19 protein-coding genes and 1 pseudogene are annotated in these 20,109 nt (G+C 54.7%); 16 read left to right on the top strand and 4 right to left on the bottom strand.

Going from position 1 to position 20,109, the window contains the following annotated elements; translation table 11 throughout:
- Window positions 1–68: 68 nt before the first annotated feature.
- From rplS to CPA45_RS16595, 7 genes are all read left to right on the top strand, one after another.
- Window positions 69–425, top strand: a complete 357-nt coding sequence (gene rplS / locus CPA45_RS16625; protein ID WP_078088784.1) for a 50S ribosomal protein L19 — start codon at window positions 69–71, stop codon at window positions 423–425.
- A 106-nt stretch (window positions 426–531) separates the two neighbouring features.
- A complete protein-coding gene (gene xerD, locus CPA45_RS16620) occupies window positions 532–1,413 on the top strand; it encodes a site-specific tyrosine recombinase XerD (protein WP_096653435.1) in 882 nt (293 codons plus the stop codon).
- Window positions 1,388–2,197: a DsbC family protein gene (locus tag CPA45_RS16615; protein ID WP_096653433.1), complete on the top strand. Its 810-nt coding sequence runs from the start codon at window positions 1,388–1,390 to the stop codon at window positions 2,195–2,197. Before xerD ends, CPA45_RS16615 begins: the two co-directional genes overlap by 26 nt.
- An 86-nt stretch (window positions 2,198–2,283) precedes the next feature.
- The gene (locus CPA45_RS16610; protein WP_078090344.1) at window positions 2,284–3,600 is read left to right on the top strand and encodes a homoserine dehydrogenase; all 1,317 of its coding nucleotides are present in this window, start codon (window positions 2,284–2,286) and stop codon (window positions 3,598–3,600) included.
- Window positions 3,601–3,604: 4 nt separating this feature from the next.
- Entirely contained in the window at window positions 3,605–4,993 is a 1,389-nt protein-coding gene (gene thrC, locus CPA45_RS16605; protein WP_096653431.1) for a threonine synthase, read from the top strand.
- 6 nt (window positions 4,994–4,999) lie between these two features.
- Window positions 5,000–6,802: a single-stranded-DNA-specific exonuclease RecJ gene (locus tag CPA45_RS16600; RefSeq protein ID WP_096653429.1), complete on the top strand. Its 1,803-nt coding sequence runs from the start codon at window positions 5,000–5,002 to the stop codon at window positions 6,800–6,802.
- Between the two features lie 136 nt (window positions 6,803–6,938).
- Window positions 6,939–7,550 (top strand): YitT family protein, encoded by a 612-nt coding sequence (locus tag CPA45_RS16595; RefSeq protein WP_096653427.1) that lies wholly within the window; start codon window positions 6,939–6,941, stop codon window positions 7,548–7,550.
- Window positions 7,551–7,624: 74 nt separating this feature from the next.
- On the opposite strand, the gene CPA45_RS16590 is transcribed toward CPA45_RS16595, so the two are convergent.
- Window positions 7,625–10,153, bottom strand: a complete 2,529-nt coding sequence (locus tag CPA45_RS16590; protein ID WP_096653425.1) for a heavy metal translocating P-type ATPase — start codon at window positions 10,151–10,153, stop codon at window positions 7,625–7,627.
- Window positions 10,120–10,563 (bottom strand): MerR family transcriptional regulator, encoded by a 444-nt coding sequence (locus CPA45_RS16585; RefSeq protein ID WP_096653540.1) that lies wholly within the window; start codon window positions 10,561–10,563, stop codon window positions 10,120–10,122. Before CPA45_RS16585 ends, CPA45_RS16590 begins: the two co-directional genes overlap by 34 nt.
- A gap of 300 nt (window positions 10,564–10,863) precedes the next feature.
- Between CPA45_RS16585 and CPA45_RS16580 the strand changes: the two genes are divergently transcribed.
- The 8 genes from CPA45_RS16580 (at window position 10,864) to rimI (ending at window position 18,704) form a co-directional block, all read left to right on the top strand.
- A complete protein-coding gene (locus CPA45_RS16580; RefSeq protein WP_096653423.1) occupies window positions 10,864–12,210 on the top strand; it encodes an OmpP1/FadL family transporter in 1,347 nt (448 codons plus the stop codon).
- Window positions 12,211–12,466: 256 nt separating this feature from the next.
- A protein-coding gene (gene prfB, locus CPA45_RS16575; protein ID WP_096653421.1) for a peptide chain release factor 2 occupies window positions 12,467–13,565 on the top strand; the annotation gives its coding sequence in 2 pieces (ribosomal slippage) (window positions 12,467–12,541 and window positions 12,543–13,565; 1,098 coding nt in all).
- 34 nt (window positions 13,566–13,599) lie between these two features.
- Window positions 13,600–15,111, top strand: a complete 1,512-nt coding sequence (gene lysS, locus CPA45_RS16570) for a lysine--tRNA ligase (RefSeq protein ID WP_096653419.1) — start codon at window positions 13,600–13,602, stop codon at window positions 15,109–15,111.
- Window positions 15,112–15,203: 92 nt separating this feature from the next.
- Window positions 15,204–15,590 (top strand): hypothetical protein, encoded by a 387-nt coding sequence (locus CPA45_RS16565; protein WP_078088774.1) that lies wholly within the window; start codon window positions 15,204–15,206, stop codon window positions 15,588–15,590.
- An 88-nt stretch (window positions 15,591–15,678) separates the two neighbouring features.
- Window positions 15,679–17,082: an MFS transporter gene (locus tag CPA45_RS16560; protein ID WP_096653417.1), complete on the top strand. Its 1,404-nt coding sequence runs from the start codon at window positions 15,679–15,681 to the stop codon at window positions 17,080–17,082.
- A 41-nt stretch (window positions 17,083–17,123) separates the two neighbouring features.
- Complete coding sequence (locus CPA45_RS16555) at window positions 17,124–17,432, top strand: BolA family protein (RefSeq protein ID WP_096653415.1); 309 nt, start codon at window positions 17,124–17,126, stop codon at window positions 17,430–17,432.
- Window positions 17,429–18,268 carry a hypothetical protein gene (locus CPA45_RS16550; protein ID WP_096653413.1) on the top strand — a complete coding sequence of 280 codons (840 nt, stop codon included), beginning with the start codon at window positions 17,429–17,431 and terminating at the stop codon, window positions 18,266–18,268. Before CPA45_RS16555 ends, CPA45_RS16550 begins: the two co-directional genes overlap by 4 nt.
- Window positions 18,261–18,704 carry a ribosomal protein S18-alanine N-acetyltransferase gene (gene rimI / locus CPA45_RS16545; RefSeq protein ID WP_096653411.1) on the top strand — a complete coding sequence of 148 codons (444 nt, stop codon included), beginning with the start codon at window positions 18,261–18,263 and terminating at the stop codon, window positions 18,702–18,704. Before CPA45_RS16550 ends, rimI begins: the two co-directional genes overlap by 8 nt.
- A 61-nt stretch (window positions 18,705–18,765) precedes the next feature.
- Here the strand turns inward: rimI and zapB are convergent, their stop codons facing one another.
- Together zapB and rsmD are read right to left on the bottom strand one after the other, a co-directional pair.
- Window positions 18,766–18,960: a cell division protein ZapB gene (gene zapB / locus CPA45_RS16540; protein WP_096653409.1), complete on the bottom strand. Its 195-nt coding sequence runs from the start codon at window positions 18,958–18,960 to the stop codon at window positions 18,766–18,768.
- Window positions 18,961–19,064: 104 nt separating this feature from the next.
- Window positions 19,065–19,700, bottom strand: coding sequence for a 16S rRNA (guanine(966)-N(2))-methyltransferase RsmD (gene rsmD / locus CPA45_RS16535; protein ID WP_096653538.1), 636 nt, complete (start codon window positions 19,698–19,700; stop codon window positions 19,065–19,067).
- Window positions 19,701–19,789: 89 nt separating this feature from the next.
- On the opposite strand from rsmD, the pseudogene CPA45_RS22870 reads away from it, so the two are divergent.
- Window positions 19,790–20,109 (top strand): annotated as a pseudogene (locus tag CPA45_RS22870) (signal recognition particle-docking protein FtsY); the annotation flags it as partial.

Below are 20,109 nucleotides of genomic sequence, written 5' to 3'. Positions count from 1 at the left end.
CGCCGGGATCACGGTTTGCCCCTTCCACAACTGCGTGGCAAACCACTACGTTATTTAGGAGTATCAAGATGAGCAGCAAGAACAAGGTGATCCAGGCGATCGAATCCGAGCAAATGACCAAAGAGATTCCGGCTTTTGCACCGGGCGACACTATTGTCGTTCAGGTAAAAGTTAAGGAAGGCACTCGTGAGCGTCTGCAGGCGTTTGAAGGTGTGGTCATCGGTAAGCGTAACCGTGGCCTGAACTCCGCGTTCACCGTACGTAAAATTTCTCACGGTGTTGGCGTTGAGCGTACCTTCCAGACTTACAGCCCGCTGGTTGACTCTATCGAAGTCAAGCGTCGCGGTGACGTTCGTCAAGCCAAACTGTACTACCTGCGCGAGCGCAGCGGCAAGTCTGCGCGTATCAAGGAAAAGCTGGCTTAATCGCCACTTTTTCGCGGGCGCTTTGCGCCCGGATACTAAGGCCCCGTCTCCGCTCTGCGGGGCGGGGTTTTTGTTTGGGGAGCTACTCTCTTGAGACCATTAGCTTATGAGCGTGATTGATGCTTTTCTGGATGCCCTGTGGCTTGAGCAAGGGGCAAGCGATCATACGCTAGCGGCCTATAGGCGGGATTTAACCGCGTGGCAACAGCAGCTTGAAAGCGAAGGTGAAACATTACTAACCCCTTCGTCGCAGCGCTTTGGTGAGTGGCTCGAGCTCCGCCGCGAACAGGGCTACCAGCTGCGCAGCAATGCCAGACTGCTCTCATCGCTGCGCAGCTTTTACCGCTGGGCGCGGTTATATGGGCATATTGCCAACGATCCGCTCGCCGAGGTTACGCTACCTCCGGTGCGGCCAAGTTTGCCAAATACCCTGGAAGAGGATGAGGTTGAACGCCTGCTGATGGCGCCGGACATAACTACACCGCTAGGCGTTCGCGATCGCACTATGCTTGAGCTGCTGTATGCCTGTGGGCTACGGGTATCGGAACTTGTTGGGCTGACTGGCGATGCGGTAAATCTACGCCAAGGGGTTGTGCGTGTGCGTGGTAAAGGCGACAAAGATCGCCTGGTGCCAATGGGGGAGGAAGCCATCGAGTGGCTGTCCCGCTATATGGAAACCACAAGGCCAGTGCTAATGCAGGACCCAACGCGACCTGCGCTGTTTCCTGGGCGGGCGGACAAGGCCATGACACGGCAGACATTTTGGCACCGTATTAAAGCCCATGCTATTACAGCGGGCATTACCAGATCGTTGTCACCTCATACGTTGCGCCATGCGTTTGCGACACATTTATTGAATCATGGGGCCAATTTGCGGGTCGTACAGCTGCTGCTAGGTCATAGCGACCTATCCACAACGCAAATTTACACGCACGTTGCCCAGGCGCGCCTGGAGCACTTGCATGCTGAACACCACCCACGAGGTTGAAGATATAATGCGCCAACGTAAGACGCTATTTTTAGGTAAATCCCCTGTTTTGACGTTACTTGCTCCCTGGTTAGTCGTCGCGGGTAGTTTACTGCCAGCGCTTGCCAGTGCTGATGTGATTGCCGAGCGGTTAGCCGAAAATCTAAGCGTCAGCGGTCATTCGATGCCGGTGAAACAGGTAAGTGCTACGCCAATGGAGGGGATTTACCATGTGCGCCTAGAGAGCGGCGAATCTTTCTACTCCAATGCGGATGGCAGCCACTTTTTGGTAGGGGACCTCTACCAAAATGGGGATAATGGCTTGGTTAACTTGACCGAGCAGTCGCGTAACCAGGAGCGTGCTGCTGCGCTTGCTGCCGTGCCGGATAGCGAACGGGTTATTTTTCAAGGTATGGGGGAGCCAAAAGCGACGATTGTTGTGTTCACCGACCCCTCTTGCCCTTACTGTGTGCGGCTACATGAGAGTGTGCCAGCGCTTAATGAGCTGGGAATTGCTGTCCACTATATGGCGTTTCCCCGTGCAGGCATGGGTAGCGCGGCAGCAACATCGCTAGAGCAAGTGTGGTGTTCTGACAACCCAAGCGAGGCCATGAATCAGGTCAAGCAGGGTCAGACGCTTTCAAACTCGGCAGGTTGCGATAACCCGGTTAGCGGGCAGTATGAATTGGGGATGGCACTAGGAGTGCAAGGTACTCCGGCGATCATATTGCCTGACGGGCAGTTGATTCCTGGTTTTGTACCCCCCGAGCGGCTTGTTGCCATGTTAGGCTTGGAAGATGAATAACGTCACCTCAAGTGACGAATGATAATGCTGAGACACTGATCGACAAAGCGGCGCTTTTGGGTGCCCATCACGAAAGGGGAAGTATTTTGAAACCGGTAAGAGTAGGCATTTGTGGGCTAGGTACAGTCGGCGGCGGTACGTTTAATGTATTAACGCGTAATGCGGATGATATTAGCCGCCGTGCGGGCCGCCCGATTGTGATTGAGCAGGTTGCCCACCGCAGCATTCATCCTGACTGCGATATTACCGGCATTAATGCCACTTCAGACGTCTTCGAAGTGGCGAACAACCCCAACGTAGATGTATTGGTTGAACTGATAGGCGGCTACGATATTGCGCGTGAGCTGGTGTTGGCGGCCATCGCGAACGGTAAACATGTGGTCACCGCTAATAAAGCGTTGATTGCCGTTCACGGCAACGAAATTTTCCGCGCCGCTCATGAGAAAGGCGTGATTGTCGCCTTTGAAGCAGCGGTAGCCGGCGGCATCCCCGTCATTAAATCGCTACGTGAAGGCTTGGGTGCGAACCGCATTGAGTGGGTAGCAGGCATTATCAACGGTACCGGCAACTATATTCTGACGCATATGCGCGATGAGGGCCGTGCCTTTGAAGATGTGCTCGCAGAAGCCCAGGCGTTGGGTTACGCCGAGTCCGATCCCACCTTTGATGTGGAAGGCATCGATGCTGCCCACAAGCTCACAATCCTTGCGTCCATTGCTTACGGCGTGCCGCTCCAGTTTGAGAAAGCCTTTACTGAAGGTATCTCACGCATTACTGCTGAAGATGTTGAGCAAGCAGACAACCTAGGCTACGTAATTAAGCACCTAGGCATCTCTAAACGTACCGACCAAGGCCTCGAGCTGCGGGTTCACCCGACGCTAATTCCTAAAGAGCGTCTATTGGCCAATGTGCATGGTGTCAAAAATGCTATTGCGGTAATGGGCGATGCGGTTGGCCCAACGCTTTACTACGGCGCCGGCGCCGGCGCTGAGCCGACAGCATCTGCAGTTGTTGCCGACCTGCTGGATGTGGCGCGGGATATTACTACTGACCACCATTACCGGGTGCCGTACTTGGCGTTTAGCGGTATTGATGAAGACGTGAGCCAGTTGCCCATCATGCCGATGGAAGAGATCACGACGGCTTACTATTTGCGTCTACTCGCAGTAGACCGACCCGGTGTATTGGCGCGGGTGGCGACGATTCTCGCGGAACAGGGCATTTCTATCGAAGCACTGATCCAGAAAGAAGCGACAGAAGGTGAATTAGTGCCGATCATTCTGCTGACTCACCGCACTAAAGAGAAGCAGATGAACGAAGCGATCCGCGAGATTGAATCCATGGCCGACATTGCTGGCCCCTTGACTCGGATTCGCGTTGAAAGCCTGGACGAAGGAGAGTAACCCCATGCGCTACATCAGCACTCGCGGGCAGGCTCCCGCACTCTCCTTTGAGGAGGTAGTGTTAACTGGCATGGCCAGCGACGGCGGACTTTATGTACCGGAAACGTTGCCCCAGTTTTCTAAAGAAGAGCTGGCCAGCATGGCCGGGCTCTCTTATGCAGAGATTGCTTTTCGGGTCATGAAACCTTTTGTAAATGGTGAAATTGACGACGATACGTTTCGCCGCCTAGTGACCGAGGCCTACGCTACTTTTAACCACGACGCTGTCGTGCCGTTAAAGCAGCTTGATGCCAATCACTTTTTGTTGGAGCAGTTCCACGGTCCGACGCTGGCGTTTAAGGATGTCGCACTGCAGCTGCTGGGCCGCCTGCTGGATCACTTCCTGAAAAAGCGCGGCGAGCGTGCGGTAATTATGGGAGCGACATCTGGCGATACCGGTTCAGCGGCCATCGAAGGGTGTCGCCACTGTGATAACCTGGATATCTTTATTCTCCACCCGCATAACCGTGTCTCGGAAGTGCAGCGCCGCCAGATGACCTCGGTGCTGGCCAATAATGTCTTTAACATTGCTATTGAAGGCAATTTCGACGACGCCCAGGCGATGGTTAAGGCAAGCTTTGCTAACCAAGACTTCCTCAATGGCACGCGTTTGGTCGCAGTGAACTCGATCAACTGGGCGCGTATTATGGCGCAGATCGTTTACTACATTGCATCAGGCGTTGCGCTGGGTGCACCTCAGCGTGAAGTAAGCTTCTGCGTTCCATCGGCCAACTTTGGCAATGTGTTTGCTGGTTATATGGCTTACAAAATGGGCCTACCAGTGAAGCAGTTTATTATTGCCACTAACGCCAACGATATTCTGCATCGTACGTTAGCGGCTAACGACTTCTCGAAAAAAGAGTTGGCGGCGACACTGGCGCCCTCGATGGATATCGTTGTCTCGTCAAACTTTGAGCGCCTGTTATTTGACGCCTATGATCGCGATGGGGCTGCTGTAGCGGCGCTATTGGAGCGCTTCCAGCAGGAACCCACCGCACTGGCCGATGCGCCACTGGCCAAGCTACGTGAAAAATTCGCCAGCCATAGCGTCGACGATGAAACCATTCTGGAAGTCATTCGCGAAGCCCACCACCGTACCGGGGAGATTCTTGACCCGCATACGGCCACCGGTTACCGCGCTGCCGAGCGCGCACGCGTAGATACGACGACGCCTGTGATTACCCTAGCCACCGCTCACCCGGCGAAATTTGCCGAAGCTGTGGTCAAGGCGGGCTTCCAGGGTGTGCCGTTGCCTACGCACATGAATGATCTGTTGGAGCGCGAAGAGCGCTACACGGTACTGCCTGCTGAGCTTAGTGCGGTTCAGCAGTTTGTCGCTGACAATCGGCGCTGAGGCGTCATGGCCGACGAGTCAGTACTCACCATCCAGCAGAGCGCCAGTCATCCTCGCTTAGAGCCTCGTCCAGTGGACGAGGCTGTTTATGCGCGTGCCCAGGCGGAGGGATTAAGCGAGCTACAGGCGCGGTTGTTAGCTTCGCGTCTACCGGGCTATGAAGGAGAGCTGGCCCCATTGGTATCGCCTAGCCTGCGCTATTTGGTACACCCGGAAAAGCTAGCCGATAGCCGCCGTGCCGCTGAGCGCATCGCTCAGGCAGTGGCAGAAGGGGAGTCCATCGGTATTCTTACCGATTACGATGTGGACGGCATTACCTCCCATGTGGTGATTCGGCGCACCCTGGTGGAGCTATTTGGCGTACCTGAATACAAATTGCATAGCCTGATTGGTCACCGTATTCACGATGGCTATGGCATCAGCTTGCCACTTGTAGAGCGCACACTTAGCTTAAAACCGCAGCCCACGTTGGTGATTACCGCTGATTGCGGGAGCTCTGACGAGCCGCGTATTGCGCGCTTAAAAGCAGCGGGTATCGATGTGGTGGTCAGCGACCACCACGCGCTGCCGCTGGAAGGCCCACCGCCTTCTGCTTATGCCTGTGTTAACCCCACCCGTCTTGACTGTGAGTACCCGGATAAAACGATCGCTGGGTGCATGGTGGCATGGTTATTAATGTCGCTTGCCCGCGGTGTATTGATTGAATGGGGTGCGTTGCCAGACGCTACACCGAAGCTGTCGCCATGGCTCTCCTACGTGGCGCTTGGTACCGTGGCTGACTGTGTCTCCCTGGGAGGTAGTCCTGCCAACCGAGCGGTGGTTAACTATGGCTTAACGTTGATAAACCGTATGGATGCTGCCTGCTGGCGTGCCATGGCGGCTCGGCTTGGCGCAGATAGCGTGCCGTTTAATGCTGAAACGCTGGCGTTCCAAATGGGGCCAAGAATTAACGCTCGCTCGCGGTTAGATGACCCCTATGCAGCACTGCACTTTATGCTGGCAGAGAGCGATGGTGTGGCGAACCGGCAGTTAGAAGTGCTTGATCAGGATAACCAATCCCGCAAGGCGATTGAGGCGGATATGGCGGAAGAGGCGCGCACCCTAGCCACATCAGCCCTGGATGCCAATGAGGCTGCGGTGATAGTTCTGTTGGAAGATGGCCACCCCGGTGTACAAGGTATTGTCGCTTCACGCTTGGTTCAGGCCTATGGCCGCCCAGCGGTAGTGTTAACCCGAGCAGCCGCGCCTAACATGCTGACCGGCTCAGGCCGCTCCATTGAAGGCTTGCACCTAAGGGATGCACTACAGCGCACCTTTGAGCTTGCCCCTGAGGCGCTGCCGCGTTTTGGTGGCCATAGTGGTGCTGCTGGAGTAGGCGTGCCACGGGAGCAGTTGGCGGCCTTTAAAGCCGCTTTTTTGCAGGCGGTAGCTGAGCAACTTGGCGAAACGCCGCTCTATCCGAGGCTCTGGACCGATGGAGAGCTCTCTACCTCCCAGCTATCGTTGGCAACCCTTGTGGAGATCGAAGCGCTTGGCCCTTACGGTCGGGAGTTTGATCCACCGCTATTTGAAGGGCGCTTTATTGTGGAAGCACTGCGCCCGGTAGGGGCCGAAGGCTCTCACTTGATGATGGAGCTTTCCATGGGCGCAGTGATCAGCAAGGCGATTTGGTTTCGAGCACTAACACCTGGTGAGCTGCCCTCATTTGATGTGGGTGACACCCTGCATTGTGCCTATAAGCTGAATCGCAATCGTTGGCGGGGCCGGGAAGCGCTGCAGCTGATGGTGGAGCATGCTAGCCCGGTTTAAGCTATGGGTAAGAACTCGCTGATTTTTCAAACAAAGTCAGCGAAGTCATTGTGATTAATGACAGTATTTGTAGTTTCAGTCTTTGTAGTTTTAGTGCTTTTAATTTCAATGCTCAGGTAAGGACGCAGCTACGCGTATGGAAGACTTTCCCCAAGATCCTCATAGGCCCTATGAGGACATGATGGCGATGCTGCTCGGTACACTGTTCGTTGCACTTGGTGTGGCGTTTTACACCCAGGCCGTACTTATTACCGGTAGCACGGCAGGTATTGCACTACTACTCAACTACGTCACTGGCTGGGGATTTGGGGTCTGGTTTTTTGCCATTAATCTGCCGTTTTACTATTTGGCGATTAAGCGCATGGGGTGGAGCTTTACACTGCGCACATTTGCAGCGATTGGCCTGGTGTCGCTGTTTTCCGAGCTAACCCAAGGCTGGGTGCAGTTTGCCGATGTGCCTTCGCTCTACGCCGCATTAATGGGCGGCGCGCTGATGGGAATTGGTATGTTAATGCTCTTTCGCCACCGTACCAGCCTGGGCGGGATTAATATTCTGGCGCTCTACCTGCAAGAAAAGCACGGCCTGCGGGCAGGCTACGTGCAGCTGGGTATTGATGGATTGATTCTGCTGGTGGCGCTTACCCAGTTACCGCTAGACCGCGTGGGTTACTCGGTACTGGGTGCGCTTACGCTGAATTTAATTATTGCTCTGAACCATAAGCCAGGGCGTTATATCGGGGTTAGCTAGAGAGACTCAGCTAAGCCAAAACCACCACACGATAGAAGCGATTAGGCCAAGACCTGCGAGATTAACCAATAAGCTCATAAGACCTCCTGTTGAACGGGCTTCCATAGCCGCAGGCGGTTGGCGTTGCTGACCACAGTGATGGATGACAATGACATTGCTACCCCTGCGATAATCGGTGATAGCAGCATGCCGGTAAATGGATAGAGCACGCCTGCGGCAATTGGGATACACAGCACGTTATAGCCAAAAGCGCCGACCAGGTTCTGCTTGATGTTGGAGAGTGTCGCCCGACTAAGCTCAATGGCGGTGGCGACGCCATGCAGCGAGCTGCGCATCAGGGTAATTCCGGCGCTCTCCATGGCAATGTCGGTGCCTTGACCGATGGCAAAGCCTACATTAGCGCGAGCCAGTGCTGGGGCGTCGTTAATACCGTCGCCCACCATGCCCACCACTTCCCCCGCCTGCTGACGACGCTCGATTTCTGCATGTTTATCATCCGGTGTCATGCCTGCTTTAAAATCCTGGATACCCACTTCCTGGGCTACGGCGGCGGCAGTGTGTTCGTTATCACCGGTGAGCATGACTACCGTTAAGCCATCATCCTGTAAGCGTTTTACCGCTGCCGCAGCATCCGCACGTAGTGGGTCGCTGATGCCGAATAAAGCGGCAAGCTTACCGTTCACCGCGAGGTACACCAGCGAGCGGGCTTTGGCTTCCAACTGGCGAACACTCTGCTCGGCAGGAGATAGGCTTACGCCTGCTTCTTCTAGCAAACGGGCGTTCCCCAGCAGCAGTGCATCTCCCATTTGGGTAGTGCCCTTTACGCCACCGCCGGTGACGCTCTCAAATGCTGTCAGTATTTCGGCAGAGGCATGATGCTCTTCAGCATAGGCGGTTAGCGCATTCGCTAGGGGGTGCTCCGAGCGGCTTTCCAGCGCGGCTACCCAGGCCAGCACTTGGGTTGAGTTTTCGTGAAGCATCGTGGCATCGGTGACGCGGGGTTTGCCCTCAGTGAGTGTGCCGGTTTTATCAACCACCAGCGTGGTCAGCCGGCTGGCGGTTTGCAGTGCTTCACCACTTCGTACTAGCACGCCGTTCTCGGCTGCTTTGCCTACCCCAATCATGGTGGAGATTGGCGTTGCCAAACCCAAGGCGCAGGGGCAGGCGATAATCAGGACGGTGGTGGCGGTGACCAACATATGAATCACCACCGGCACGGGGCCGAGGTTGTACCAAGCTAGTGCCGTTAGTACTGCAATGATCATGACGCTAGGTACAAAAATTCCCGATACCTTATCGGCTAGCTCACCAATCGGCGGGCGCGAGTTTTGCGCACTAGCTACCTGTTCGGTAATGCGCCCAAGGCGGGTGTCGCTGCCCACGCGGGTGGCGCGATAAACCAGGCTGCCATTGCCGTTAACCGTACCTGCGCTAACCTCATCATCAGCAGACTTGTGAACAGGTAGCGGCTCGCCGGTGAGCATGGATTCATCGATATAGCTTTGGCCGTCGAGAACAACGCCATCCACAGGCAGGCGCTCACCTGGGCGTACGCGCACATGATCATCCAGAGTAACGTCGTCAATAGGCACTTCCTGCTCTTGGCCATTGCGAATCACTCGGGCGGTTTTTTCCTGCAAATCGAGTAACCGCTTTAAAGCACTGCTGGTGCGGCCGCGAGCGCGAAGCTCAAGGGCGTTGCCTAACAGGATAAGCCCGATAATCATGGCGGACGCTTCAAAATAGATACCGTGGGCTACCTCAGGCAGCCATGGTGCGAACAGCACCACTGCCATTGAGTAGAGCCAAGCGGTACCGGTACCCATCGCCACCAGTGTGTCCATATTGGCTTGGTGGTACTTAAACTGCTTCCAGGCGTTGGTAAAAAAATGCCGCCCTGGAAAAGCCAGAATACCTAGCGCGAGTAAACCCACTAGCAGCCAATAAATGCGCCCAACGCCCATGGGGTGGGGATGGTAAAAAAACATGCTCAGCATTAGCGGGATGGCGAGGGCTAGCGACAGAGCACTGCCTCGCAGGCGTTGACGATAGGTGATCGCTTCTTGAGCTTCGCGGGTGCGTTCGGCCTCGCGCATATCCACAATGGGTTCGGCGCTATAGCCTGCCGCCGCGACGGCTTCAATGAGAGTGTCGCGCTCAGCGCTACCCGTGACCTGGGCTGTATGGGTGCCAAAATTTACTGAGGCGGCGGTAACGCCTGGGGTGTTAACAAGTGCCTTCTCAACGCTTTTGACACAGCCTGCGCAGGTCATGCCGCTAATCAGCAAACGCTGGAGGGGAGGCCTATTGGGTGACGTGTGTTCGGCGATCTTCTCGACGGTATGGCTAACGGGGTCTGCTGTCTCAGAAGGAGTGGGTGAGTGGTCGCCAGGTGGATATCCCGCTTCGTGTAGCGCTCTGTCGAGCGACTCGTCCTCTAACGTACTAGTGACCTCAAGGCGTTTATCCGCAGGGACACCTTCTACCTGAGCATTTGGGTCCACGGCGTGAATGGCCTCACGCATGCGTTTTACGCAGCCCTGGCAGTTCATGCCAGGCACGGTACGTATCAACGTTTGTGACTGCTCGGTTTCGCTATGCATTGTGCCTCCTCGGGAAAGCTTTCAATTAAACGACATAGGCTGTGGCCATCTGGGGTGCCGTCTGGCATCTCCTGCCAGCTTTGCAGCGCCTGCTCCATACGCCGGGCAAGTGCCTCCAACTCGGCAATTCGCGCACGAATCTGTGGTAGCCGGTTAGCAAGTAGGTCGCGTACCAATGGGCAAGGGGAGTCTCCTTGATCGGCATGAGCCAGGATGTCGCGAATTTCCGCTACGCTAAAACCAAGCTTGCGCGCCCGCTGAATAAAGTGAAGGCGCTCAAGGTCCGTGACGGAATATAGCTGGTAGCCATTGTCAGGATGGCGGGTTGGCGCTAACAGCCCTTCTCGGGTGTAGTGGCGCACCGTTTCAGCGGTAACGCCCCCGCGCTTGGCTAGTTCGCTAACTTTTATAGTGGCTGTTGGCATAACACCCTCACCGTTTAAAAACTAAGCTATGGTAAGTGTAAAACCTATTGGTTACCTGTAGGTCAAGCGGCGTATAAGGCTGGTTTGAAAATCAATAAAACACTGATTTAAAACGATCGTACGACTAATGTATAAGCAAGAAACGAAATAAAACGCTCGTTTGCCCTTGAATCAAACCGGACATTAGGCCAAAACTGACGTGTAAGAAAGACGTGCAAGATGACGTGCAAAAACAACGAGGGTGGATGGCACTATCTGCCGGATCATTGGGAAAAGAGGCCCACTATGCATAATAACTTTAAAAAGCTCACTCTGGCGGCCGCAGTATCAGCGGTGGCATTCGCAAGCCAAGCTAACGCAGGCGGATACCAAATTAACGAGCAGAGCGTAAGCGGTCAGGGGTATGGCCACGCAGGCCGTAGCTCAAACATCAATGATGCAACCATTGTGTTTGGTAACCCAGCAGGGATGTCGTTCCTCGATCGTGCACAGATCACAGCGGGGGGGACATACCTAAATGTAAACAGTTCTATTTCGAATGCCCAGGCAACACAAAGCAGCCCGGCCATTTCGCAAGCAACGGGCGGGTTGACCGATACACTGCCAGTGGCAGGAACCAACGATGGTGACATGGTGCCGGGAACGCTAGTTCCATTTGCATTTTATGCTCACCCAGTTAATGAGCGGTTAGCGTTTGGCTTTGGTGTCTATGCCCCTTTCGGCTCGAAAACCGATTATGAGGATAGTTTTCAAGGGCGCAATCAAGGCAACTATACCGAAGTTAGGGTAGTGTCGGCTCAGCCTACGGTCTCTTACCGCTTTAATGAGCAATGGGGCGTAGGGGTTGGTTTAACCTACAACCGTGTGGATGGTGAACTACGTCGCCAAGTGCCTATAGCAACGCCTCTGGGCCTTTCCGAAGTCGACTCACGGGTTGAGGGTGATGATGATGCGTGGGGTTATAACCTGGGGGTGATTTATCAACCTGTACCAGAAACAACCTTCGGTTTAACCTACCGCTCAAAGGTTGATTACACTCTTGAAGGAGACTTTACAGCAAGCTCTCCTGTGCTTGATCAGTTGGGTATAGGGACCATTACTGACAAAGCCTCTCTGGATTTAACAACGCCTGAAACGGTTAACTTCTCGCTCACCCAGCAAATGAGTGATGATCTCAAGCTAATGTTTGGTGTTTCCTGGGCGCGCTGGAGCCGCTTTGACCAGATTTTAGTGACCGGTGATGAGCGCGGTGAAGTCACCAACGAGCAGCAGAATTACTCGAACGCCTGGGCATTTTCAACCGGTGGCGAGTATCAGTTAATGCCTACTCTGGCGCTGCGCGCTGGGGTAACGCTTGACTTTACGCCGACTCAGGATGCTACCCGAAGCGTACGTATTCCGTCAGATGATCGCCGTATCTTCTCAATCGGTGCGGGCTGGAGTCCAACACCTGACCTTACCTTAGACTTTGCTTACTCTTATCTTACCGAGCGTGGCACCCACGTTAACCAAAGTAAAACGGATAGTTTCACTGTGGCAGGCCAGCAAACACCGCCTATTACCTCTAACTACTCAGCTGACTACAAAAACGAAGCCCACGGCTTCGGTGCTCAGCTCACCTACCGTTTCTAATTGGCAGAGCGTTAGTACTTACAGATTGGATATCGTTACTGACCCGGCCTCGGCCGGGTTTTTTGTATTCATCCGGTTTTACACAGTGCCCGCCCACGCTGGGTGGGTGCGGTAAGCGTTAGGTTTCGTTACAATGCGCCTCAGAATTCCGCCGCTGGGTTGGCTGGCACCTGCTCTTTCAAGAGCGATGCGCAGTCATCCCTGCGGCGCCTGTCTCTTTTGAACCGTGCGGTACTGACCAAGGCTAGGGCGATCCATGTTGGAAACTAACCCGATTCATAACCAGATCAAGGACCTGTCTGAGCGGACAGATGTTCTTAGGGGGTATCTTTGACTATGCCGAGCGTAAAGATCGGCTAGAAGAAGTTTCCCGTGAGCTAGAAGACCCTAACGTCTGGAATGACCCTGATTACGCCCAGAAGTTGGGTAAAGAGCGTGCCTCTCTCGAAGCTATAGTGGCAACCATTGACGAACTTGATCAGGGGTTGGCCGATAGCAGTGACCTGCTAGAGCTCGCCGAGATGGAAGATGATGAAGGCACCGTTGATGAAGTGCGCAAAGAGCTTGATAGCCTGCAAGTGGCACTAGAAAAGCTTGAGTTTCGCCGCATGTTTTCTGGTGAAATGGATCAGAATAACGCCTACCTTGATATCCAGTCGGGCTCTGGCGGTACAGAAGCTCAAGATTGGGCGAATATTCTGCTGCGGATGTACCTACGCTGGGCGGAGAGCCACGGCTTTAAAGCTGAGATTGTCGAAATTTCCGCAGGCGAAGTTGCTGGTATTAAATCAGCGTCGCTACATATTCAAGGCGACTACGCTTTTGGCTGGCTACGTACGGAAACCGGTGTTCACCGCTTAGTGCGTAAGAGCCCATTTGACTCTGGTGGCCGTCGGCATACCTCGTTTGCATCCGTCTTTTTGTCGCCGGAAATCGACGATAGTTTTGAAGTCGAGATTAACCCCTCTGACTTGCGGGTCGACACCTACCGCTCTAGTGGTGCTGGCGGTCAGCACGTTAACACCACCGATTCAGCGGTGCGCATTACCCACGAGCCTAGCGGTATTGTGGTGGCGTGTCAGAACCAACGTAGTCAGCACGCTAACCGCGACTTCGCCATGAAGCAGTTAAAAGCGAAGTTGTGGGAACACGAAATGCAAAAGCGTAATGCTGCCAAGCAGGAAGCGGAGGACTCTAAAGCCGATATCGGCTGGGGTAGCCAAATTCGCTCTTATGTACTGGACGATCAGCGTATTAAAGACCTGCGTACCGGCGTGCAGTCCAGCAACTGCGATAAAGTGCTCGATGGTGATTTGGACCAGTTTATCGTCGCCAGCCTGAAGCAGGGTTTGTAATCTTTTTAGCGTTTGAACATGAATAGGGTGCCCGATGGCTAACCAAGACGCGTCTTCTGCAGAAAACGAAAACCACCTGATTGCTGAGCGCCGTGCCAAGCTCACGGCTCACCGTGAGCGTACGGCTGAGCAGGGTAAGAGCGCTTTCCCGAACGACTTTCGCCGCGATAGCTTAACCAGCGAGTTGCAGAATCTGCTGGGCGAAAAAGAGAAAGCGGAACTGGAAGCGCTTGACCATTATGCGTCAGTGGCAGGGCGCGTTATGCGTAAGCGTGGCCCCTTTATCGTCATTCAGGATGTGGCCGGCCAGATCCAGCTCTATGTCGATAAAAAGGGGCTGCCTGAAGACGTACTTGAGGACATCAAGGGTTGGGATATTGGCGATATTGTTGCCGCTCGAGGTCCTGTGCATAAGTCGGGCAAAGGTGACTTATACGTCATGATGGTGGAAGCTCAGCTACTCACCAAGAGCCTGCGCCCGCTGCCCGATAAGTTTCATGGTTTGACCGATCAGGAAGCGCGCTATCGCCAGCGCTATGTTGACCTGATTATGAATCCGCAGTCTCGTAAAGTGTTTGAGACTCGGGCAGCGGTAATCAGCTCCATGCGACGCTTCTTTGAAGCCCGTGGTTTTATGGAAGTTGAAACACCAATGCTGCAGCCAATTCCTGGCGGTGCTGCGGCTCGGCCGTTTATTACCCACCACAATGCGCTGGATATTGATATGTACCTGCGTATTGCCCCTGAGCTTTACCTCAAGCGTCTGGTGGTGGGCGGCTTTGAAAAAGTCTTTGAAATCAACCGTAACTTCCGTAACGAGGGGCTGTCCACTCGACATAACCCCGAGTTTACGATGGTTGAGTTCTATTGGGCATACGCTGACTACCGCGATCTGCTTGATATGACTGAAGCGATGCTGCGTACAGCGGCGCAGGAAGTGCTGGGTACTACTACCATTGTTTATCAAGGCGCCAGTTATGACTTCGGTAAGCCTTTTAATCGCCTGACGCTGCGCCAGGCAATTCTTGATCACGGTGATGGCATCAGTGATGCGGACCTGGATACGCTGGATGCAGCACGGGCAGCGGCCGAAAAGCTCGGTATCAAGGTCAAAGAGAGCTGGGGGTTAGGCAAGGTTCAGACCGAGATCTTCGAAGAGGTGGCTGAGCACAAGCTGGATCAGCCGACGTTCATTACCGAGTACCCGGCGGAAGTCAGTCCGTTGGCACGCCGCAACGACGCCAATCCCTTTGTCACTGACCGCTTTGAGTTTTTCGTGGGCGGTCGAGAAATCGCCAATGGTTTCTCGGAGCTAAATGATGCTGAAGACCAGGCTGAGCGTTTCCGCGAGCAGGCTGCTGAAAAAGATGCTGGCGACCTGGAGGCTATGTACTACGATGCCGACTACGTGCGCGCGCTTGAGTACGGCATGCCACCTACGGCAGGTGAGGGCATTGGTATTGATCGTTTAGTGATGCTATTTACTGATAGCCCTTCCATTCGTGATGTACTGTTGTTCCCGGCAATGCGCCCAGAGGTGGATTAAATTCAGCTAACTGTGTGGTTGCGGACGAAAAATTGGTAAGGGCGTGATTTAGCGCCCATAATGGTCAACGTTTCGACGGCGAGGAGAATCCCATGAAACTGCTAAATCGCTCTGCCCTGAGCGTCAGGCCGACCCAGACCTTCGTGGACTGGATCAATGCGCTCGAACCCACCATGGGAGACGACGACCTGACCCTGGACGACGTCGAACGTGAAAGCACGGTGTATCTTATTCCTGAAATGGATACCCCTGAAGCGCTGGAGACCTTTGTTCGCGAACGCCACGTAGAAATCCTGGAAACCGAGCTGCGTGCTTGGGAAGAGGATGAGCGTCAGTGGCCGGAAAAGCTCGATTGGTCGCTGTTTCAGGACTTCTTGCGCATTGAGCACAGTTATCTAGCGATTGACCTGGACGACGAAACCGCTCTGGAAATATCAGAGGTCGAAGATGCGCTTCTGCTCGACAACGAACAAGATTAGCGTGCTATTATTTTAGCGTAAGCGCATCGTAAAACCGGCTTAGGCCGGTTTTACTGTTTTTAAGGGGGCTGTTTGGGAACTGACTACCATGCGACTGTTTGAAACCCGCCCAGGTGACGATGGTCTGCCAGGGCCAGAGCGTGCGCTGGCGGTATTAGCGTTAGTCACCGGAACGCTGATGGCGGTGGTTGATACCACTATGATCAATTTGGCCCTTCCAACTATTGCCGCTGACCTAAATGTACCCGCCTCTAGAGCCGTATGGATTACCAACTTATTTCAGGTCGTGTGTGCGGCGTTCCTGTTGGTGTTTGCTGGTATTAGTGAGCTCATCACCCGCAGGCGGCTCTATTTATTTGGCTTAGCCACTTTTGTCGTGGCGGCACTTGGCGCAGCACTCTCGCGTAATTTAGAAACACTGTTGGTGTTTCGCGCCCTACAAGGGTTGGGCGCGGCGGCTACGCTCTCCATCGGGCCGTCACTGTATCGGGCGATTTTTCCATCGCGATTGCTGGGTAGTGCACTTGGTTTAAGCGCTCTCGTTGTCGCTGGAGGTTACGCGGCTGGCCCCACGTTGAGTGGGGTGATCCTTTCATTTGCTGACTGGCCTTGGCTATTTGCGATGAATGTCCCGCTTGGGATTTGCTCATTGTGGCTTGCCAACCGAGCACTGCCGCGGGATAAACCGCGCCAGGGTAGCTTTGATATTCAAGGCGCTTTTTTTTCCATGCTGATGCTGGCCAGTTTCTTTATTGCTATGGATGCCATTGGCCACGCTGCACCGCTATGGCAAAGCGGTGGTTGGGCGCTACTGGCAGTGTTGGCTTGTTACCTCTTCGTAAAACGCCAGCGCTGTGCACCTTACCCGTTACTACCACTGAGCGTGTTTGAGGAAAAGCGTTTTACCCTGGCAGTCTCGGCATCAGGCTTGGCCTTCATTGGCCAAGGGCTAACGTTTGTGGCGCTGTCGTTTTTCTATCAGGAGCAGATGGGATTCTCACCGCTGGAAACCGCATGGCTGTTTACCCCCTGGCCACTGGCAATTATGGTGGTGGGGCCGTTGGCAGGGCGTTTGGCTGACCGGTTCAACCCCAGCCTATTATCCAGCACTGGGCTTGTACTGCTCATTATCGGCTTAGTCGCGCTGGCGCTGGTGGATGAGTCCACCGGTGTGGTGGGTAGCCTGTGGCGTACAGCCCTATGTGGTATCGGTTTTGGGCTGTTTCAGCCGCCCAATAATCGCGAGATGATGGGGAGTTTGCCGCCCGAGCGTAGCGCCAACGTGTCGGGCGTGATGAGCACTACTCGCACCGTTGGACAGTCATTCGGCGTAGCGCTGGTAGGAGCCGCGCTAGCACTTGGCTTGCCTATTCAAGTAACGCTTTGGCTGGGGGCTGGCACTACGCTGCTTGCATTAGTGGCTAGCCTTTCGCGCATATCGCATGCCCAGCGTGCCCTTGTTGAGCGGCGGGCATCGTCTGTTGGCAAGTAAGCGCGTACAATAGAGCGGTTGCTGATTGAAGGAGAGCCCCCATGGCGATGCAGACACAAATAGAGCAGAAGTTAGCGGCATTAACCCCGGACGTGCTGCGCGTAGAGAACGAAAGCCATATGCATAACGTGCCGGCTAACTCCGAAACACATTTTAAAGTTACCCTAGTGAGCGAGAGCTTCGATGGCATCATGCCGGTGAAGCGCCATCAGCAAATTTACGCCCTGTTGGCCGATGAATTGACTGGCCCGGTGCATGCGCTGGCGTTGCACTTATACACGCCCAAAGAGTGGCAGGTGCGGGGCGGTGAGCGCCCTGATTCACCCAACTGCCGTGGCGGCGGCCAGTGACCCCAGAGGTTATTCGTAGGCAGTATCTCGACGCTATGGGCATCACTGCCTGGGCGTCACGTTATGAGCTGCCCAACGCGCTGCCAACGCAAGCCTGTGAGTGGGAAGACGCTCCTGCACCTCAGCCGCCACGTGAGCGTTTGCACGCCCTGCTGGATGATGCGCCTGCCCCACCACGCCCTCGTAGTCATACGTCGCCGACTGAGCCTTCTCCCCATGTTCCTTCAGGGGCGGCATCGCCGTTGGCGGTACGCGCTCTGTTGGGCCAGGAAGCTCCTGCAGTTGCCCCGGCGCCTGAGGCGCCCGTGTTGCCTGATCCCAGTAGTGCTCCTACCCCGCCCATCCAGCCACATCATTTCAGCTTTTCTTGTGTATGTATTGGTGGTCGCTGGCTTATTATTTGTGAGGGAGAGCTTGCGCCAGCCGAGCAGTTGTTGCTAGGGAATGTGCTGAGGGCGGCGGGTGTGCTAAATGGTGAGCTGCCAGCGGTAACCTATTTTAAATGGCCACCCATGGCAGCTGTTTTCACCCCTGAAGAGCCACTTGAGGAAGCTCAAGAGGGTGTGGCTGCGTTTATCGCTGGGGCCGCCAGCCGGCAAGGCTGGCAACTAGAGAGGGTGCTATGGTGGTGCGTTGATTCAGTATCTGACGACTCACCTTTGGCGCAGGTTATGGCGGTTAGCCAAGAGCGTAGCCAAACGCTTGCGCTACCGGTATGGCAGGGGCCTACTCTGGCGGCCCTTACCCAAAGTGCCAACGTGAAGCGGGCGCTATGGCCTAGGTTGGTTAGCTTAGGTAATCAGTGGCGTAACGCGACGCAGCAGAACAGTGATTAGTCAGCTAACGCCTGCTCATGCCGCTTTACTACACGCCCTTGAAGCTAAAGCGAATAGCGGCGCAAGCCCACAGCAGCTTGTTGATGCGCTCGGCGACCCGAACACACAGGTAGTGGGCCACTGGCAGCAAAACGTACTAACTGGCTATGCCATAGTGATGCGTTTACCGTTTGATGCTGAACTGCAGGCTATCGGTGTATTACCAGCATGCCAAGGGCAGGGGATTGGGCAGCAACTGCTCGGTGAGGTAATCGCTTGTGCCCAGCAGTGGCAAAGTGAACGGTTATTGCTCGAAGTGCGGGCGAGCAACCAGCGTGCTATTCGGCTTTATCTTCAGCAAGGCTTTCATGAAGATGGCCGTCGCCGAGGCTACTACCCGGCAGCGCTAGGCACTGCCGGGCGTGAGGACGCGCTATTAATGTCGCTGTCCTGCTAGTTATGGCGTTCTGGTTAGGAGGCTAGCTGCCAGAAAGCCCTGCTGCTAGAAGGGTTAGCCGTTAAGCAGCACTGCTGTTGTCCATGCCATCAAACTTGCTGAGTACGCTCTGTAAGCGGCGCTCCCACTCTTCACGCTCCTGCTTGAGCTGGGCGTTTTCGCTCTGCAGCTCTTCGTTCTCCAATTTCATCATTTCCATCGCCTCGACGGTATCGGTGACTTTCTGCTCTAGCTGGTTAAATAATTCAAGACTCATGCCTACCTCCAGTAAATAGCGGCGGGCAATTGCCGCCGTTAAGGGTATAAAATAGCCAATCAGTTGGGCGAGCGTAACGCTGCAGCAAGATGGCGGCAAGTGCTTTACGCTGGCTGTCGATAATAGAGCCTGGCAGTACTTTCGCCAGCACGGGTTTCGCGATGCAGCTTCCAGTTGGCTGGCACCTCTGGAATGAGCGCCTGCTCGGTTTCCAAGTAGATGATTGCTTCGCTCGCTAGCCAGCCACCCGCTTCCAGTGTTGCACAGCAAGGGGCGGCAAGCCCCTGGTGAAACGGCGGGTCAAGAAAGACAATATCTGCAAGCTGGCTTGATGAATTAAGAAATGTCAGCGCATCAGCGGTGACGACCACTCCTTGATTAGCGTTAAGAGTGACTAGATTATCGCGAATCAATGTGGCCACCCGATTATCGCGTTCAACAAAGATAACCTGAGAAGCGCCTCGGGAAAGTGCCTCAATTCCCAGTGCGCCTGTACCGGCGAACAGGTCCAGCACTTGCTTGCCATAAAGCTGTTGGCCGAGCCAATTAAACAGCGTTTCGCGCACTCGGTCCGGGGTGGGCCTTAATCCTGGATGATCGAGCACGGGAAGCTGGCGGCGGCGAAATTCACCACCGATAATACGCAGCTTACCCGCAGGCCTAGCATCAGCGTGCCGGGAGGAGGGAGAGCGCGCCGCTGAGCGAGTAGTTGATGAGCGTGGGGGACGTTGTCGTTTCATAACGCGGATTGTAGCGGGCTGCTTATCCAAAGTCTTGGTTGGCGGTGGTAGGATGGTCACAATGTTCACTTTTAAGTCGGATGACACCCATGTTTGGTTTTTTTAAGCGCAAGAAAAAGCACGACTCTCAGCAAGAGTCGCAAGAAAATCAACAGCCGCTAGAGCAGCAGGATCAACAGGGCAGTGAGCAGGCCACCGCTGACGTGGCCTCTCAGTATGAGCCGATTGATACCCCGGTTGAGGTAGAGGCTCCAGGTGATGAGCAAATAACCGAAGAAGCCCCAGCTTCTGTAGAAGTAGAGGTTGCAAAAGAAGCGCCTACTCCAGACGCTGAGCCAGAGCCAGAGCCAGAGCCAGAGCCAGAGCCAGAGCCAGAGCCAGAGCCAGAGCCAGAGCCAGAGCCAGAGCC

The sequence above is a fragment of the Vreelandella nigrificans genome, from assembly GCF_002374315.1.
GTDB classification, from domain to species: Bacteria; Pseudomonadota; Gammaproteobacteria; order Pseudomonadales; family Halomonadaceae; genus Vreelandella; species Vreelandella nigrificans.
This window is presented reverse-complemented; position numbering and strand designations above follow the sequence as displayed.

What these genes read in the sequence shown, in the direction of transcription:
- rplS (WP_078088784.1), top strand. Translation starts at nt 69, where the DNA reads ATGAGCAGCAAGAACAAGGTGATCCAGGCGATCGAATCCGAGCAAATG.
- xerD (WP_096653435.1), top strand. Translation starts at nt 532, where the DNA reads ATGAGCGTGATTGATGCTTTTCTGGATGCCCTGTGGCTTGAGCAAGGG.
- CPA45_RS16615 (WP_096653433.1), top strand. Translation starts at nt 1,388, where the DNA reads ATGCTGAACACCACCCACGAGGTTGAAGATATAATGCGCCAACGTAAG.
- thrC (WP_096653431.1), top strand. Translation starts at nt 3,605, where the DNA reads ATGCGCTACATCAGCACTCGCGGGCAGGCTCCCGCACTCTCCTTTGAG.
- CPA45_RS16600 (WP_096653429.1), top strand. Translation starts at nt 5,000, where the DNA reads ATGGCCGACGAGTCAGTACTCACCATCCAGCAGAGCGCCAGTCATCCT.
- CPA45_RS16595 (WP_096653427.1), top strand. Translation starts at nt 6,939, where the DNA reads ATGGAAGACTTTCCCCAAGATCCTCATAGGCCCTATGAGGACATGATG.
- CPA45_RS16590 (WP_096653425.1), bottom strand. Translation starts at nt 10,153, where the DNA reads ATGCATAGCGAAACCGAGCAGTCACAAACGTTGATACGTACCGTGCCT.
- CPA45_RS16580 (WP_096653423.1), top strand. Translation starts at nt 10,864, where the DNA reads ATGCATAATAACTTTAAAAAGCTCACTCTGGCGGCCGCAGTATCAGCG.
- lysS (WP_096653419.1), top strand. Translation starts at nt 13,600, where the DNA reads ATGGCTAACCAAGACGCGTCTTCTGCAGAAAACGAAAACCACCTGATT.
- CPA45_RS16565 (WP_078088774.1), top strand. Translation starts at nt 15,204, where the DNA reads ATGAAACTGCTAAATCGCTCTGCCCTGAGCGTCAGGCCGACCCAGACC.
- CPA45_RS16560 (WP_096653417.1), top strand. Translation starts at nt 15,679, where the DNA reads ATGCGACTGTTTGAAACCCGCCCAGGTGACGATGGTCTGCCAGGGCCA.
- CPA45_RS16555 (WP_096653415.1), top strand. Translation starts at nt 17,124, where the DNA reads ATGGCGATGCAGACACAAATAGAGCAGAAGTTAGCGGCATTAACCCCG.
- zapB (WP_096653409.1), bottom strand. Translation starts at nt 18,960, where the DNA reads ATGAGTCTTGAATTATTTAACCAGCTAGAGCAGAAAGTCACCGATACC.
- rsmD (WP_096653538.1), bottom strand. Translation starts at nt 19,700, where the DNA reads ATGAAACGACAACGTCCCCCACGCTCATCAACTACTCGCTCAGCGGCG.